Source organism: Mesorhizobium sp. M0018, from assembly GCF_040323955.1.
GTDB lineage: Bacteria > Pseudomonadota > Alphaproteobacteria > Rhizobiales > Rhizobiaceae > Mesorhizobium.
The window spans coordinates 26,278-41,040 of sequence record NZ_JAMYVL010000002.1 but is presented as its reverse complement, the minus strand read 5'-3'; the positions used below and the strand labels follow the sequence as shown (position 1 = coordinate 41,040).

The following is a 14,763-nucleotide window of genomic DNA, read 5'->3' as shown; positions in this document are numbered from 1 at the left end:
ATCACGAACTTAGATCGTCGGCGTCGATCTTGCGCCGGCCGTGCAGCACGCGAATGATTTCGATCGCCTCTTCGCGGACACGATACAAGGTGAGGTATTCGCCGACGATCAGGTGACGGATTCCGGTTGCGATGTCTTCGCGCGGCGCACCTGAGAAGGGGTGCAGGGTCAGCAAATCCCACCGCCTTTGCAAGAGATCCACGAGCCGAACCGCCGCATTTGGATTCTGTTCGGCAATGTAGTCGCCGATGGCTTCGAGGTCGATCAATGCCTGAGGAAGCAGGCGGTATTTCACTCCTCAAGGCCTTTGGTTCCGGTCATTTTCAGATATTTGGCGCGCAGCCGTTCCATGATTGGCGGCCCGTCCAGCCCCGGCCCGCTGTCGATCCCTTCCTGCACCAGCTTGCGCAATTCCTCGACCGTGTAGCCGAGCAGGTCGCGCCGGTCCTTCCATTGCCGCAGCGCGTCGCGGATCACCTCGCTCGCCGAGGCATATTCGCCGGCGGCGACCACGTCGTCGACCACCGCCGCCAATTCCGGCGACAGCGTGATGCTGCGTTTATCGACCTGTCCCATGACGCGCTCCTGAATACCGTCATCCAAATGGTACGATTTAATCGCACCATTTTCAAGGAATGCCGCGCTTAATTGCGGGTCGAAAACTGAACCAACGGCTGCGCCCGAAGACGCAACCTGCTGATATCAGGAGATTTCCTTTTATCGGGGAAAACTGCCAGCTGGCCTGTAAGCCGGGTTCTGTATGGCCCTCGCCGCTTACACGGCGAGAACGTGGCGGCCATTCATCTTGGGCGCATGTTGCCATACGCCTCACGCAACCTACCCGGACGGTGAGCCGGAAACAGCCCTCGAGGGTTTCCCCCCGCACCGCCCCTATTCGGTCTTGCTCCCGGTGGGGTTTACCGTGCCGCTCCTGTTGCCAGTCGCGCGGTGGGCTCTTACCCCACCCTTTCACCCTTGCCACGATTGGATCGTGGCGGTTTGCTTTCTGTGGCACTTTCCCTGGGGTCGCCCCCGCCGGCCATTAACCGGCACCGTGTCTCCATGGAGCCCGGACTTTCCTCACCCGCAGCCTTTCGGCTTCGCGGGTGCGGCCGCCCGGCCAGCTGGCAAGGCGTATAAAGGGGTTCAGGCCCGAAAACGCAAACGAAAAAGCAAGTTGTCGCTTGTCAGGCGGGCGCTCCAAGTGCAGCCAGCTGGACCTTGACCTTGCCGCAATAGGCTGCGGACACCGGGTTCATCCGTGTGGCGGCATGGCCGGCATTGTATTTCAGGATCGTGCCGCAGGTCGTGCCGCCGCCGAGATCCCGCGCCATGGCGAGGTACTTCATGCCGTATTTGATGTTGGTATCTGGATCATAGAGGCCCTGAACCGAACCGCTATAGCCCATCATCCGCGCCGTCGCCGGCTTGATCTGCATCAGGCCGATCTCGCCGGCGCTGCCGACCTGGTTCGGTTGGTAGTTGCTTTCGATCTTGATGACGGCGTTGGCGAGCGACACCGGGACGCCATAGCTGGCGGCATAACGCGCAATGATCGCCGAATACTGTCCGCTGGCGCCGACTACCACCGCCTGAGGCGCTGGCCTGCTCTTCGGAGCGACTGACGCCGTTGCCATGTGGTCGATGCTTTTGCGGTTACGCTTCACATAGTGTTTTGAGATTGTCTTTCTTGCAGCGGTTGGCTTTTTCGCAGGGGCCGGCTTTTTCGTCCTTACCGCGGTTGCTTGTTCCACTTTTGCGGTGGCGGTCTTCTCTACTTTTGCACCACGGGTGGCTTTCGGCACGGCGGTTTTGCCGGCTGCGGCACTGAAGCCCTGATCGGCCCGCTGGCTCAGCGGTGCGCTGTTTGCCGCACTGAAGGCAAAAGTCATTACGCCGGCAGCAATGGCTGCCGTTAAAACGGTCAATTTCTGCATGTGATCCTGTTCTGTTTGATCTGCACAAAGAACTTCGCGCAGATACCCTCAATCAACATCGGAACATTTGGGGGGATAGACGTCCGACAATCTGTACGGATCGCCTTTGACGACGGAATTGGCGCCAAAGAAGGCGACGCAAGTCACTTTGAGTAACAGATTGTAATTTTTAAGCTGGCAAAAGATTATTTGAGAGAGGCTATCCTTACGGAAGCGAGCAGCCTTTCCAGCGTGCGGATCGTCGATCCATCAGCCATGCCATCGACCAGGCGCTGCCGGAAATGCCGCTGAAATGCCTCTACCACGATTTCGGTCTGCCGATCGAAGGCGCCGGTGATCTCGACGCCATAACCATAGAGCGCCAGCATCGACTGCAGCGCCTCTACCTCGGCGCCGGTATCGCCTGGCTTCAGCACGGCGCCGCGCCGGATCGGTGCTGCCGGCACAACATGGCCGATACCGACGGCAAACAAGGCCTTCCATGGAAATTTCTCGCCTGGATCGACCTTGCGCCCCGGTGCCACGTCGGAATGGGCAAGCACCCGCTGCGCCGGAATGGAATGGCGCTCGATGATGCCGGCGCACAGGCCGATCACCGCACCGATCTGCGGTTTTGGAAAGTTGCGATAGCCGAGCGTATGCCCCGGATTGACGATCTCGATGCCGATCGAACAGGAGTTGATGTCGCTCTGTCCGAACCACGAGCTCTTGCCGGCATGCCAGGCGCGGTCGCTTTCCCTTACCATCTGAACAATGCGGCCGTCCTCATGGACCAGGTAGTGCGACGAGACCTCGCTTGCCGGATCGCACAACCATGCCTCGGCACCGGCGCCGGTAGCCATGCCGGTGTAGTGCAGCACGATCATATCGGGTCCGAGCGTCCCGCGCCGTGGTCCGAAATTCGGCGATACCCTGACCTCGGCGCTCGGCTCATCGGGCGGAAAGCCGCTCATGCGTGCCGCAGGCCTCGCTCGATCATTTCATAGGCCGCGTTGATCGCCGCCAGCCTGGTCGTCGCGATCTTGATGAATTCCTGCGGCAGGCCGCGTGCGATCAGCCGGTCCGGATGATTGTCGGAGACCAGCTTGCGGTAGCGCCTGCGGACCTCCTCGAACGGCTTCCCGCGCTCGATGCCGAGCACAACATAGGGATCGGCGGCACCCAGATCGACATGCCGGGCCAGGATGCTCTGGTAATGCGCCTCATCGATGCGGAATATCTCGGCGATGCGATGCAGGAATTCGCCCTCGCGCTCATGCACCAGCCCGTCGGCCTTGGCGATGTGGAACAGCCCGTCGAGTATATCCTCGAGCATCAGGCAGTTCGAATGGCCCGAACCGCAAAGCTGCGCCATCCGCTCGGCATAGGTCTCGAAACCGGCAATGTCGCGTTTGGCCAAATCGTAGAGCCGCGCCACATTGCGCCTCTGTTCCTTCGGCAGCTCGAATATTTCCTGGAAGGCGCGCACCTCGTCTTGCGTGACGATGCCGTCTGCCTTGGCCATCTTGGCCGACAGGGCGATCATCGCCACCGAGAAGGCGACGCGCCGGCGCAGATCGGCATCGCCGGAGAAAACCGTGCGCACGGCCTCGACCACTTCGGCGACGCCTGACGACGCTGAAGATGAAACGCGTGTGACGAAGTCGCCAAGGCGGTCCCAAATCGACATGGGGGCTTCATAGGACCAACCACCCATCGCTATCAAGCCAAGACAGTGCCGCAGGGGCTGGCCCAATCGATTTGGCGCAATGCCTGAGGCGGCTGGCGCCAGCGCTCACGTCGTCGCACTCGGCCGCCAGGCGCTGGTATCGTAAGCAGCAGAAAGGCCGGCCTGTGAGGCCAGCCTTTCCTTGGTTGTCACATTGACTACTGAGCCGGAGCAGCCGGCGCAGGCGCCGGAGCCGGAGCCGGCTCGGCCGGCTTGTTTGCGTCAGGAGCAGCCGGTTTCATCGTCTGGTCGGATGCCGGCGGGTTGGTGCTCTGCGTCGTGGTGTTGTCGGTGCCGCTGTTGCTGCAGGCGGCAAGGCCAAGCAACGCAAGCGCCGACACCGACGCAAGAATGAGTTTCTTCATGATATCTCTCCTCTAATCACGCCTCCGTTACCGGCGGCGGTCGAGGACACAATGCGTAAGCTGCGCATGAGTTTCGTAACGTTGCATTTCTGCCTGTAACTTATTCCAATCATTTGACGATTGCCGGTTAGGGCCTCGCAAGCTAACAGATCGAACAGGGAAAAATCCCGGGAGCCGCCGCAGTGACTGCAAAATGGGATTTCTGGATCGACCGTGGCGGCACCTTCACAGATGTCATCGGCCGTGACCCGCAAGGCGGGCTGCATCCAAGGAAACTCCTTTCGGAAAATCCCGAAGCCTATGCCGACGCTGCCATCCAGGGCATTCGCGATTTGCTCGGCGTCCAACCCGGCGCTCCAATCCCCTCCGCTCTGATCGGCGATGTCAAGATGGGCACCACGGTTGCCACCAATGCGCTTCTCGAGCGCAAGGGCGACCGTGTGCTGCTGCTCATCACCAAAGGCTTCCGCGATGCGCTGAGGATTGCCTATCAGGCCAGGCCCGATATCTTTGCCAAGCAGATCATCCTTCCCGAACAGCTCTATGAGCGTGTCGTCGAGATCGACGAAAGGGTTCGCGCCGACGGCAGTGTCGAGCGCCTGCTCGACATTGCTTCGGTACGCCCGGCTATTGAGCAAGCCAAGGCGGATGGCATCGATGCGGTCGCGATCGTCTTCATGCATGCCTGGAAACATCCCGAGCACGAAAAGGCGGTCGCCAAAGTCTGTCGAAAGCTCGGATTCTCGCAGGTCTCAGTCAGCCACGAGGTCTCGCCTCTGATCAAACTGGTCGGCCGCGGCGACACCACGGTGGTCGACGCCTACCTGTCGCCGATCCTGTCGAGATATGTGCAAAGAGTGGCAAAGGAACTGGGCGTCCTCTCCCCCCTTGAGGGGGAGATGTCGGCGGAGCCGACAGAGGGGGTCGTTGCGGCAGTGCTCGACGCCCCTGTGGTGCCTTCTGACAGGACCCCCTCTGGCCGCTTTGCGGCCATCTCCCCCTCAAGGGGGGAGAGTAGGTCGAACCCAGTCGAGCCGACCCCACCCGGCGGCTTCGCCGCCACCCTCCCCTCAAGGGGGAGGGAAAGCCCTCGCCTCATGTTCATGATGTCGTCGGGCGGCCTCACCGCCGCCGAAATGTTCCAGGGCAAGGACGCGCTGTTGTCCGGCCCGGCCGGCGGCGTCGTCGGCATGGTTGAGACGGCAAAACTCGCCGGTTTCGGCAAAGTCATAGGCTTCGACATGGGTGGCACCTCCACCGATGTCGCCCATTACGATGGCGACTACGAGCGCGCCTTCGACACCGAGGTCGCCGGCGTGCGCATCCGCGCGCCGATGATGCGCATCCACACCGTCGCTGCAGGTGGCGGCTCGATCCTGCATTACGAGGCCGGCCGCTTTCGCGCCGGGCCGGATTCGGCCGGCGCCAACCCCGGCCCGGCCGCCTATAGGCGCGGCGGCCCGCTGGCCGTCACTGACGCCAATGTCATGCTGGGCAAACTGCAGCCCGAGTTCTTCCCGGCTATTTTTGGACCGGGCCAGGACGAACCGCTCGACGTCCAGACGGTTCGCGAAAAATTCACCGCACTTGCCGCCGAGATCGGCGACGGCCGCTCACCGGAAACCGTCGCCGAAGGGTTCATCACCATCGCCGTCGAAAACATGGCCAACGCCATCAAGAAGATTTCGGTGCAGCGCGGCTACGATGTCACCGAATACCTCCTGAACTGCTTCGGCGGCGCCGGCGGCCAGCACGCTTGCCTGGTCGCCGATGCGCTCGGCATGGAGGCGGTGCTGATCCATCCCTTCTCAGGGCTGCTCTCGGCATACGGCATCGGCCTATCCTCTGTATTTGCGTCACGCCAGCAGGCGCTGCTGAAGCCGCTGGCGGACAATTCCGGGCCAGCGATCGATGAACTCATCGCAACGCTGCGCAAAGCCGTCATCGACGAACTCGCCGCGCAAGGCATCAGCGAAGACGCGGTCGTCTCGAGACCGGTGCTGCAGATCCGCTACGACGGCACCGATACCGCGCTGCCTGTGAACTTCGGGCACGGCTCGATTGCGCAGGCCAAGGCGGACTTCGAATCGGCGCACAAGGCACAGTTCGGTTTCGTCTATGACGACAAGCCGATGATCGTTGAGTCGATCGGCGTCGAAGGTACCGATACCGGCGGCACCGGCCGCGACGAAAGCGATTCAGTTGTTGAATACATGGCCGCAAATCCTTCCGGGAACCGGAAAATCTTTGTCGACGGCGTCTGGCGCGACGCCGGCATTTTCCCTCGCGAAACGCTGAAGCCTGGTAACAAGATCGCCGGCCCCGCTTTGATCATCGAGCCTAACCAGACCATCGTCGTCGAGCCGGGCTGGCAGGCCGAGATCACCGCCAAGAACCACGTATTGATGCGGCGCGTCGAGAAGAAGCGCCGACACGCCGCACTCGGCACCGAAGCCGATCCGGTGATGCTGGAGGTTTTCAACAACCTGTTCATGTCGATCGCCGAGCAGATGGGCGTGACGCTGCAGAACACCGCCTATTCGGTCAATATCAAGGAGCGCCTCGACTTCTCCTGTGCCGTTTTCGACCGGAATGGCGCGCTGGTCGCCAACGCGCCGCATATGCCGGTGCATCTCGGCTCGATGGACCGCTCGGTGGAAACCATCATCCGGCTCAACTCCGGCGACATCCGTCCCGGCGACGTCTTTGCGCTGAACGCGCCTTACAATGGCGGCACCCATCTGCCTGATATCACAGTGGTGACGCCGGTGTTTTCCCTCCCCCTTGAGGGGAGGGTGGCCGCGAAGCGGCCGGTTGGGGTCTTCGCAGAAGGCACCACAAGTGCGTCGAGCACTGCCGCAACGACCCCCTCCGGCGGCTTCGCCGCCACCTCCCCCACAAGGGGGGAGATCGGCCAATCGCCGAAGATCCTCTTCTACGTCGCCTCGCGTGGCCATCATGCCGACATCGGCGGCACCGCGCCCGGCTCGATGACGCCGCTTGCCACAACCGTCGACGAGGAAGGCGTGCTGTTTGACAATTTCCGCATCGTCGATCGCGGCCGGTTCCGCGAGAAGGACCTGGAGACGCTGCTCACCGACCACCCCTACCCGGCGCGCAATCCGCACCAGAACATCGCCGACCTCAAGGCGCAGATCGCCGCGAACGAAAAGGGCGTCGCCGAGCTGCGCAAGATGGTCGCGCATTTCGGCCTCGATGTGGTCGCAGCCTATATGGGCCATGTCCAGGACAATGCCGCCGAAAGCGTGCGCCGCGTTCTGGAGCGGCTGCCCGACAGTTCGGAATACGAATATCCGACCGACACCGGCCAAATGATCAAGGTGAAGATATCGGTCGACCGGCGGAAGCGCGAAGCGACCGTCGACTTCACCGGAACGTCGCCGGTGATGAAGAACAATTTCAATGCGCCAGAGCCGGTCGCCCGAGCCGCTGTGCTTTATGCCTTCCGCGTCATGGTCGAAGACAACATCCCTATGAATGCCGGATGTCTGCGGCCGATCAACATCATCATTCCCGACGGCTCGATGCTGAAACCCGCCTATCCCGCGGCAGTCGTCGCCGGTAATGTCGAGACCTCGCAACACGTCACCAACGCGCTATTCGGCGCCATGGGCGCGATGGCCAATGCGCAGGGCACGATGAACAATCTCACCTTCGGCAACAAGCAGTACCAGTATTACGAGACGATCTGCTCGGGCTCGCCGGCCGGCCGGATGAACGACGGCCGCGGTTTTGCCGGCACCTCCGGCGTCCACACCCATATGACCAATTCGCGCCTGACCGATCCGGAAGTGCTGGAACTGCGTTTCCCGGTATTGCTGGAGGATTTTCATATCCGCGAAGGCTCCGGCGGCGAAGGCAAATGGAATGCCGGCGACGGCACCAGGCGCACTATCCGCTTCCTCGAAAAAATGGAATGCGCGATCCTGTCCTCGCATGGCAACCGCCCGCCGCGGGGACTGGACGGAGGCGGCGATGGCGAGGCCGGTTCGACCAAGGTCCGCCGCAAGACCGGCGCGATCGAGACGCTGAAAGCCTGCGATCAGACCATCCTCGACGCTGGCGAGGCGGTCATCGTGACGACCCCGACCCCAGGTGGATTTGGCAAGGCCTGAACTCGCGTCAACAGGCTGTCACCGGCCTGTCATCACCCTGCGCTACCCGCTTGCGGCAACGCAAACGGGGAATCGCCTTGCCATGACGGACATTTCTGGGGACCTGGTTTTTCGCCGCGGCAAGGAAGTCGGCAAGGCCGTCTACCAGAACCGCCCGCTGTCGAAAGCTGGCCTCTCCGAGCGCCTGTTCGCCTTCCTGTTCTCCGGCCTCGTCTATCCGCAGATCTGGGAAGACCCCGAAATCGACATGGACGCGATGCAGCTCGGGACGGGCCACCGCATCGTCACCATTGCCTCCGGCGGCTGTAACATCCTTGCCTATCTCACCCGCTCGCCGGAAAGGATCGATGCCGTCGACCTCAACGCTGCCCATATCGCGCTGAACCGCATGAAGCTCGAAGCCGTCCGTCACCTGCCGTCGCAGGGCGACCTGTTCCGTTTCTTCGGCGCGGCTGGGACCGGGCACAATTCACAGGCCTACGATCGCTTCATCGCACCGCATCTCGACCCGGTCAGCCGCCATTATTGGGAGCGCCGCAACTGGCGCGGCCGTCGCCGCATCGCTGTCTTCGACCGCAATTTCTACCAGACCGGCCTGCTTGGCCTGTTCATCGCCGTGGGCCACCGCACCGCAAAATTCTTCGGCGTCGACCCGGCCGGCATCATGGACGCCAAGAGCATCGCCGATCAGCGCCGCTTCTTCGACGAAGAGCTGGCGCCGGTCTTCAAAAAACCGCTGCTGAAATGGGCGACCTCACGAAAAGCCTCGTTGTTCGGCCTCGGCATTCCGCCGGCCCAGTACGATTCGCTGATCACCTCGGGTGACGGCACCATGGCCAGCGTGCTGAAGGCACGACTGGAAAAGCTCGCCTGCGATTTTCCGCTGAAGACCAATTATTTCGCCTGGCAGGCTTTCGCCCGCCGCTACCCTGATCCGGGCGAGGCCGCCCTGCCCGCCTATCTCGAAAAGTGCAACTACAAGACGATCCGCAACAATGTCGATCGCGTTGCCATCCACCACGCCAATCTGATCGAGTTCCTTGCCCGCAAGGATGCCGGCTCGGTGGATCGCTTCGTGCTGCTCGATGCACAGGACTGGATGACCGACCACCAGCTCAACGGGTTGTGGGCCGAGATCACCCGAACCGCCTCAACCGGCGCCCGCGTCATCTTCCGCACCGCAGCGGAACCCAGCCTGCTGCCCGGCCGCGTCTCGAATTCGCTGCTCGACCAGTGGCGCTACGAGAACGACGCCTCGCGCGAGTTTTCGGCGCGCGACCGCTCGGCCATCTATGGCGGCTTCCATCTCTATGCGAAGCGGTCCTGATGAGCACGACCGACTTGCCGGCCAGCCATGCCGAGCTGATGGACGGCGTCTACCGCTGGCAGCGTCATATCTACGACCTGACCCGCAAATACTATCTGCTCGGCCGCGACCGGCTTATCGCCGGACTGGATGTGCCGGCCGGCGGCACCGTGCTCGAGCTCGGCTGCGGCACCGGCCGCAACATCATCCTCGCCGCCCGCCGCTATCCCGGCGCGCGCTTCTTCGGCCTCGATATTTCGGCCGGGATGCTGGAGACGGCCACCGCTGCCCTTGCCCGCGAAGGCCTCTCCGGGCGCGTCACCCTGGCGTGCGGCGACGCCACCGATTTCGACGCGAAAGCACTGTTCGGCGTCAAAAGTTTCGACCGCATTTTTGTCTCGTATTCGCTGTCGATGATTCCCGGCTGGGAGAAGACAGTGTTCGCGGCTCTTGCTGCCCTGTCACCGGGCGGCTCGCTGCACGTCGTCGATTTCGGCCAGCAGGAGGCCCTGCCCGGCTGGTTCCACACGCTGCTGCGCGGCTGGCTGAAAAAATTCCATGTCCAGCCGCGTGAAGCCCTGCGCGACGTCCTGGAATCGGAATCTGCGAGAGTTGGTGCAAGCCTTCGATTCAGAACACTTTATCGCGGCTACAGCTGGCTCGCCGTGATCAAGATCGCCATCTAATATCAATTTTGGCGTGGAAGGTTTTGGGGCTCCAATCCTAAATGGGGGCCGTGGCTGACATCAGTTTAATTGGCTAAATCACACATTGCCATGTGACCCAAGGAGTGGTACATTATCTCCTTGCCGGAAGCATGGGATGATCATCGGATTTAGAGATGGATGGCTGCGGGCTTTCTTCGTGGACGACACCCATTCCCGCAATATTCCGTCCGATCTCGAAAGCCGCTTGTTCCGCAAGCTCCAGATGATTGACGACGCGGCGATCGATCAGGATTTGCGTGTGCCGCCCAGCAACCATTTCGAGAAGTTGCGCGGCAATCTCGAAGGCTTCCATTCGATCCGTGTCAACAAACAATGGCGGCTGGTCTTCCGCTGGGACGGGGGCCGGGGCGAGGCGTCGGACATCTATCTCGACGACCACAGTTATATATAAGTGAGGTGAGACATGTTGATGACCGCACGCAAGCCAGCAACGGTTGGCGAAATTCTTACGGAAGAATTCATGCAACCACTCGGCCTGACACAGGCGGCTTTGGCCGAAGCTATGAGCGTCCAGCGCAAGCATGTGAACGAATTGTGCAACGGCCGCCGCAACGTGACGGCGGCTACCGCGCTCATTCTGGCGCGGGTGTTTGGCAACAGCCCGGATTTCTGGTTGAACGTCCAGCGCCGTAACGATCTTTGGACGGTTATGAATTCACCCGACGAGCGGGCGCGTGTTGATCGCGCCAAGCCTTTGGCGACAGCCGCATAGACAAGACTGCGACCGCCGCATTCCTCAGTGCAGCGCCTTGACCAGCGCCGCCACCATCACCTGCGGCCGATAGCCGAGCCTGGGCGGCGTCAGGCCGAGCCGCACCACAATCAGCTGCTCCGAGGGGATGATGGCGACCGTTTGCCCGTCATGCCCCTCCATCCAATAGGTGTCCTTGGGCACGCCGGCGGCAGTGCCGGCGCCGGGGTTTTCTTCGTCGCCCGGTCCTTCTATCCACAATTGCCCCTTGCCGTAGACTTTCGAGGCAGTTGCCGGTTCCCGCATCCAGTCGACGAAGCCGGCGGGCAGAATCTCCTTGCCGTTCCAGACGCCGCCCTGCAGCAGGAACTGGCCGAAGCGCGCCCAGTCGCGTGCCGTGGCATAGAGATAGGACGAGCCGACGAAGGTGCCGTGCTCGTCGGCCTCAAGCACAGCGCTGTGCATGCCGAGCGGATCGAACAGCGCGGTCCTCGGCCAGGCCAGCGCCTTGTCCTTGTCGCCGATCGCGTCCTGCCACAATCGGGACAGCATCACCGCCGTGCCGCTCGAATAGGAAAACACCTTGCCGACCTCGCCGGTCAGCGGCTTGGATCCGGCAAAGCCCGCCATGTCCGGTTCGAGATAGAGCATGCGCGTTACGTCGGCGACGTCGCCGTAATCCTCGTTGAATTCCAGCCCGCTCGACATCGCCATCATATCGGCGAGGCTGATCACGGCGCGGCCATCTCCCTTCCAGGGACCGAACAGACCCTGGTTGGTCATCGCTAGCTTGCCCTCCTTCACCAGCGTGCCGACGATCGCCGCATTCACCGTCTTGGTCATTGACCAGCCCAATAGCGGCGTCTTTTCGGAAAAGCCGTCGCCATAGCGCTCAGCGACGATGCGGCCGTTCTTGACCACCACCACCGCCCGCATGCCGGCGCCGGTCATGGCTGGATCGTCGAGGACTTTCGCGACCTCGGGATCCTGCGAGGCATCGGCCTTGTCGCCCTCCGGCCAGATCAGATCGGGCAGCGGCGCCGGCGTCGGTGGAGCTCCGGCGACAGCCTTGGCGGCGGCAATATCGCCGTCGGGAACCGAGGCGCAGCCGAGCCCGTCGCGGGCGACCGCGACACTTTTGCCGAGCGCGCCGAACAGGCCCGCCGAAACCGTTCCCTTCTCCTTGTCCACCGACACTCTCATCAGCTTCAGCAGCGGATGACCCGGCGCCTGCACATCGACGGCGAGCACGTCGTCGGCGTCTCGCCCGGCGATGAAGACGTTCGAGCAGACGATCTTGGCGGCATAGCCGGAACCGACGCGGATCAGTTCCGGCGGCGCGAAATACAGCCAGCCGGCGAGTATCGCGGCGGCCAGCGCAGCCAGGCCGAGCAGCCATTTGACGAACTTCAGGAGGATCTGCATTTTTTCGAATTCCCCTGAGCGCGATCTATGTCATCGATTTGCCGCCATTGTTTCGGCAAAATCGCGGCTCTTGTCGAGCGCCGTCAACCGAATATCAACCATGATCGGCGATCACAGGTGAATGTCGCCCAGAAGTGCGCAGCGGTTTTGGGACAACGACATGCATAGACAAAAGAGCTAAGCGCGTCGAAGCGACGCGCTTAGGATAGACCGGGCGATCCTGTGGGGTGACCGTCCGGCGGGGCTTGAATGTATGCGTCCCAAAACTGCGTAACGGTTTGGGAATGCATGAAACGAAGATCCAGGCGCGTCGCGTAAGTCGGTTTCAGACACGCTGCGCCCGGTCGAGGGGCACCCGCGGAAAGACCCATCAGCGGCCGGCTGAAACCGGCTCGGGAAGTAGCGATGCGCCGTTTCGCGGTTCTCATCACGCTGACGCTGCTTGGTGCCTGCTCGACAGTCGAGGATCTGACGCCATCGCTGTCGTCGTCCAGCGCCTCGATGGTTGCGGTACGCGCGCCGCGTTTTGCCGATTCCGACCCGCATGAATGGGACAGCGGCGCACCGTGGAGCTATGCCGTCCACGGCACCGACGTCTCCAAATACCAGACATCGATCGACTGGCCGGCGGCCAGGGCCAGCGGCATCTCCTTCGCCTTTATCAAGGCAACCGAAGGCGGAGACCGTTTCGATGAAGCTTTCAACGAGCATTGGAGCCGCACCAGGGCGTCGGGCATCCCCCGTGCCGCCTATCATTTTTTCTACTTTTGCACGCCGGCCGCTACCCAGGCGCGCTGGTTCATCCAGAACGTGCCCAAAGACAGCTCGGCGATGCCGCCGGTTCTCGACATGGAATGGAACCCGAAATCGCCGACCTGTAAGCTGCGGCCCGATCCGGCCACGGTACGCAGCGAGATGAGCACGTTCCTCGAAATCGTCGAAAAATACTACGGCAAGAAGCCAATCATCTACACGTCTGTCGATTTCTTCGAAGATAACGGTTTATCGGGCTTCCGCAATTACCCCTACTGGCTGCGCTCCGTCGCCGGGCACCCGCGCCAGAAATACGGCAGCCATCCCTTCACCTTCTGGCAGTATACCGGAACGGGTGTCGTGCCGGGCATGGCCGGAAACGCCGACATCAGCGTCTTCAACGGCTCCGAAGCCGCGTGGAAGAAGTGGTTGCGGCAGAACACCCGTTGACACCAGGCCTGCCGCCTGCTTTTCGACACAGCCAACGACGAATGCCTGCAACCGCCGGTAATCTTCTTGGAAGGATAGCGATGCGATTGCGCTTTGGACTTCTCGCGGCGCTGCTCCAGACCGCCGTGCCGGCCGCGGCACAGCAATGCGGCGGGGATTTCGAGTCATGGAAGCACGGCGTGGCGGCGGAGGCCAGGGCGGCCGGCGTCGGCGCTGCCGGCCTTGATGCGCTGGAAAACGCCACCCTCGATGAGAAGGCGTTGGCACGCGACCGCGCCCAGGGCGTCTTCACCCAGACCTTCATCGAATTCTCGAACCGCATGATCTCGTCGCATCGGCTGAAGCAAGGTGCGGCCAATCTGCAAAAATATGCCGAGGTCTTTGTCCGCGCCGATCGCGAATACGGCGTGCAGGCGCCGGTCATCGCCGCCTTCTGGGCCCTGGAGACCGATTTTGGCGCCGTGCAGGGCGATTTTCATACGCTGAACGCGCTGGTGAGCCTCTCGCATGACTGCCGCCGTCCGCAGCTGTTCCGGCCGCAGATCGTGCCGCTGCTGATGTTGATCGATCGCGGCGTGGTGCCGGCCGACGTGACCGGTGCCTGGGCCGGCGAGATCGGCCAGACGCAGATGTTGCCTTCCGACTATCTCGGCCACGGCGTCGACGGCGACGGCGACGGCCTGGTCGACCTGCGCGGCAGCGCGCCGGACGTGATCATGAGCACGGCCAGCAAGATCCAGTCGCGCGGCTGGAAGCGCGACCAGCCCTGGATCGAGGAAGTCCGTGTGCCTGACGATTTGCCGTGGGAGCAGACGGGACGCACCAACAAGCTGCCGTTGACGCAATGGAGCCAGTGGGGCGTTACCAGGCCCGACGGTACGCCGCTTCTCGACAACGGCCTGAAGGCCGGCCTGGCGCTGCCCATGGGTCGCAAGGGGCCAGCCTTCCTGACCTACGACAATTTCGACGTCTATCTCGAGTGGAACCAGTCCTTCACCTATGCCCTGACCGCGGCAAATCTTGCCGCCCGACTGGGGGGCGCGCCGCGATTCGATCCGCGCAACCCCGAACCCGGCCTCGACGCCGACCAGATGAAGGCGCTACAGACCAAGCTCGAAGCGAAAGGCTATGACGTGGGCACCGTCGACGGCATCCTGGGCACCAACACCCGCGAAGCCATCCGTAAGGAGCAGATGCGTCTGGGCCTGCCGGTCGACGGCTGGCCGACTCCGGAGCTGCTGGCCAGGCTGTGAAGGAGGTGAAT

General features: G+C 62.3%; 14 protein-coding genes and 1 other RNA gene. 7 read left to right on the top strand and 8 right to left on the bottom strand.

The annotated features are described in order from the left end of the window. Nucleotide 1 precedes the first annotated feature (1 nt). From NKJ81_RS02455 to NKJ81_RS02425, 7 genes are all read right to left on the bottom strand, one after another. Nucleotides 2-295 (bottom strand): type II toxin-antitoxin system RelE/ParE family toxin, encoded by a 294-nt coding sequence (locus NKJ81_RS02455; protein ID WP_352539513.1) that lies wholly within the window; start codon nucleotides 293-295, stop codon nucleotides 2-4. Further along, nucleotides 292-576 carry a type II toxin-antitoxin system ParD family antitoxin gene (locus tag NKJ81_RS02450; protein ID WP_352539512.1) on the bottom strand — a complete coding sequence of 95 codons (285 nt, stop codon included), beginning with the start codon at nucleotides 574-576 and terminating at the stop codon, nucleotides 292-294. The genes NKJ81_RS02455 and NKJ81_RS02450 overlap by 4 nt, the downstream gene beginning before the upstream one ends. Before the next feature lie 153 nt (nucleotides 577-729). Further along, an RNA gene (gene rnpB, locus NKJ81_RS02445) (RNase P RNA component class A) lies at nucleotides 730-1,128 on the bottom strand. 59 nt (nucleotides 1,129-1,187) lie between these two features. Beyond that, nucleotides 1,188-1,937, bottom strand: coding sequence for a lytic transglycosylase domain-containing protein (locus NKJ81_RS02440; RefSeq protein WP_352471549.1), 750 nt, complete (start codon nucleotides 1,935-1,937; stop codon nucleotides 1,188-1,190). A gap of 185 nt (nucleotides 1,938-2,122) precedes the next feature. Continuing rightward, nucleotides 2,123-2,890 carry an N-acetylmuramoyl-L-alanine amidase gene (locus NKJ81_RS02435; RefSeq protein WP_352539511.1) on the bottom strand — a complete coding sequence of 256 codons (768 nt, stop codon included), beginning with the start codon at nucleotides 2,888-2,890 and terminating at the stop codon, nucleotides 2,123-2,125. Then, nucleotides 2,887-3,606 carry a TerB family tellurite resistance protein gene (locus NKJ81_RS02430; protein ID WP_352539510.1) on the bottom strand — a complete coding sequence of 240 codons (720 nt, stop codon included), beginning with the start codon at nucleotides 3,604-3,606 and terminating at the stop codon, nucleotides 2,887-2,889. Before NKJ81_RS02430 ends, NKJ81_RS02435 begins: the two co-directional genes overlap by 4 nt. A gap of 197 nt (nucleotides 3,607-3,803) precedes the next feature. Continuing rightward, entirely contained in the window at nucleotides 3,804-4,010 is a 207-nt protein-coding gene (locus NKJ81_RS02425; RefSeq protein WP_023676780.1) for a hypothetical protein, read from the bottom strand. A 182-nt stretch (nucleotides 4,011-4,192) separates the two neighbouring features. Between NKJ81_RS02425 and NKJ81_RS02420 the strand changes: the two genes are divergently transcribed. From NKJ81_RS02420 to NKJ81_RS02400, 5 genes are all read left to right on the top strand, one after another. Continuing rightward, nucleotides 4,193-8,146 carry a hydantoinase B/oxoprolinase family protein gene (locus NKJ81_RS02420; RefSeq protein ID WP_352539509.1) on the top strand — a complete coding sequence of 1,318 codons (3,954 nt, stop codon included), beginning with the start codon at nucleotides 4,193-4,195 and terminating at the stop codon, nucleotides 8,144-8,146. 82 nt (nucleotides 8,147-8,228) lie between these two features. Next, entirely contained in the window at nucleotides 8,229-9,473 is a 1,245-nt protein-coding gene (locus NKJ81_RS02415; RefSeq protein ID WP_352539508.1) for a BtaA family protein, read from the top strand. Continuing rightward, entirely contained in the window at nucleotides 9,473-10,138 is a 666-nt protein-coding gene (locus tag NKJ81_RS02410; protein WP_352539507.1) for a class I SAM-dependent methyltransferase, read from the top strand. Before NKJ81_RS02415 ends, NKJ81_RS02410 begins: the two co-directional genes overlap by 1 nt. 136 nt (nucleotides 10,139-10,274) lie before the next feature. Then, nucleotides 10,275-10,571, top strand: coding sequence for a type II toxin-antitoxin system RelE/ParE family toxin (locus NKJ81_RS02405; RefSeq protein WP_352456184.1), 297 nt, complete (start codon nucleotides 10,275-10,277; stop codon nucleotides 10,569-10,571). 12 nt (nucleotides 10,572-10,583) lie between these two features. Beyond that, the gene (locus tag NKJ81_RS02400; RefSeq protein ID WP_352453138.1) at nucleotides 10,584-10,892 is read left to right on the top strand and encodes a HigA family addiction module antitoxin; all 309 of its coding nucleotides are present in this window, start codon (nucleotides 10,584-10,586) and stop codon (nucleotides 10,890-10,892) included. A 24-nt stretch (nucleotides 10,893-10,916) separates the two neighbouring features. On the opposite strand, the gene NKJ81_RS02395 is transcribed toward NKJ81_RS02400, so the two are convergent. Then, on the bottom strand, nucleotides 10,917-12,296 hold the full coding sequence (locus NKJ81_RS02395; RefSeq protein WP_352539506.1) for a serine hydrolase domain-containing protein: 1,380 nt from the start codon (nucleotides 12,294-12,296) through the stop codon (nucleotides 10,917-10,919). Between the two features lie 405 nt (nucleotides 12,297-12,701). Here NKJ81_RS02395 and NKJ81_RS02390 point away from each other — a divergent pair, with 405 nt between their 5' ends. Both NKJ81_RS02390 and NKJ81_RS02385 read left to right on the top strand, forming a co-directional pair. Next, the gene (locus NKJ81_RS02390) at nucleotides 12,702-13,499 is read left to right on the top strand and encodes a glycoside hydrolase family 25 protein (protein WP_502898549.1); all 798 of its coding nucleotides are present in this window, start codon (nucleotides 12,702-12,704) and stop codon (nucleotides 13,497-13,499) included. Nucleotides 13,500-13,579: 80 nt separating this feature from the next. Further along, the gene (locus tag NKJ81_RS02385) at nucleotides 13,580-14,752 is read left to right on the top strand and encodes a lytic murein transglycosylase (RefSeq protein ID WP_352539505.1); all 1,173 of its coding nucleotides are present in this window, start codon (nucleotides 13,580-13,582) and stop codon (nucleotides 14,750-14,752) included. The last annotated feature ends 11 nt before the right edge of the window (nucleotides 14,753-14,763 follow it).

What these genes read in the sequence shown, in the direction of transcription:
- NKJ81_RS02385 (WP_352539505.1), top strand. Translation starts at nt 13,580, where the DNA reads ATGCGATTGCGCTTTGGACTTCTCGCGGCGCTGCTCCAGACCGCCGTG.
- NKJ81_RS02395 (WP_352539506.1), bottom strand. Translation starts at nt 12,296, where the DNA reads ATGCAGATCCTCCTGAAGTTCGTCAAATGGCTGCTCGGCCTGGCTGCG.
- NKJ81_RS02400 (WP_352453138.1), top strand. Translation starts at nt 10,584, where the DNA reads ATGTTGATGACCGCACGCAAGCCAGCAACGGTTGGCGAAATTCTTACG.
- NKJ81_RS02430 (WP_352539510.1), bottom strand. Translation starts at nt 3,606, where the DNA reads ATGTCGATTTGGGACCGCCTTGGCGACTTCGTCACACGCGTTTCATCT.
- NKJ81_RS02410 (WP_352539507.1), top strand. Translation starts at nt 9,473, where the DNA reads ATGAGCACGACCGACTTGCCGGCCAGCCATGCCGAGCTGATGGACGGC.
- NKJ81_RS02425 (WP_023676780.1), bottom strand. Translation starts at nt 4,010, where the DNA reads ATGAAGAAACTCATTCTTGCGTCGGTGTCGGCGCTTGCGTTGCTTGGC.
- NKJ81_RS02440 (WP_352471549.1), bottom strand. Translation starts at nt 1,937, where the DNA reads ATGCAGAAATTGACCGTTTTAACGGCAGCCATTGCTGCCGGCGTAATG.
- NKJ81_RS02450 (WP_352539512.1), bottom strand. Translation starts at nt 576, where the DNA reads ATGGGACAGGTCGATAAACGCAGCATCACGCTGTCGCCGGAATTGGCG.
- NKJ81_RS02435 (WP_352539511.1), bottom strand. Translation starts at nt 2,890, where the DNA reads ATGAGCGGCTTTCCGCCCGATGAGCCGAGCGCCGAGGTCAGGGTATCG.
- NKJ81_RS02405 (WP_352456184.1), top strand. Translation starts at nt 10,275, where the DNA reads ATGATCATCGGATTTAGAGATGGATGGCTGCGGGCTTTCTTCGTGGAC.
- NKJ81_RS02390 (WP_502898549.1), top strand. Translation starts at nt 12,702, where the DNA reads ATGCGCCGTTTCGCGGTTCTCATCACGCTGACGCTGCTTGGTGCCTGC.
- NKJ81_RS02415 (WP_352539508.1), top strand. Translation starts at nt 8,229, where the DNA reads ATGACGGACATTTCTGGGGACCTGGTTTTTCGCCGCGGCAAGGAAGTC.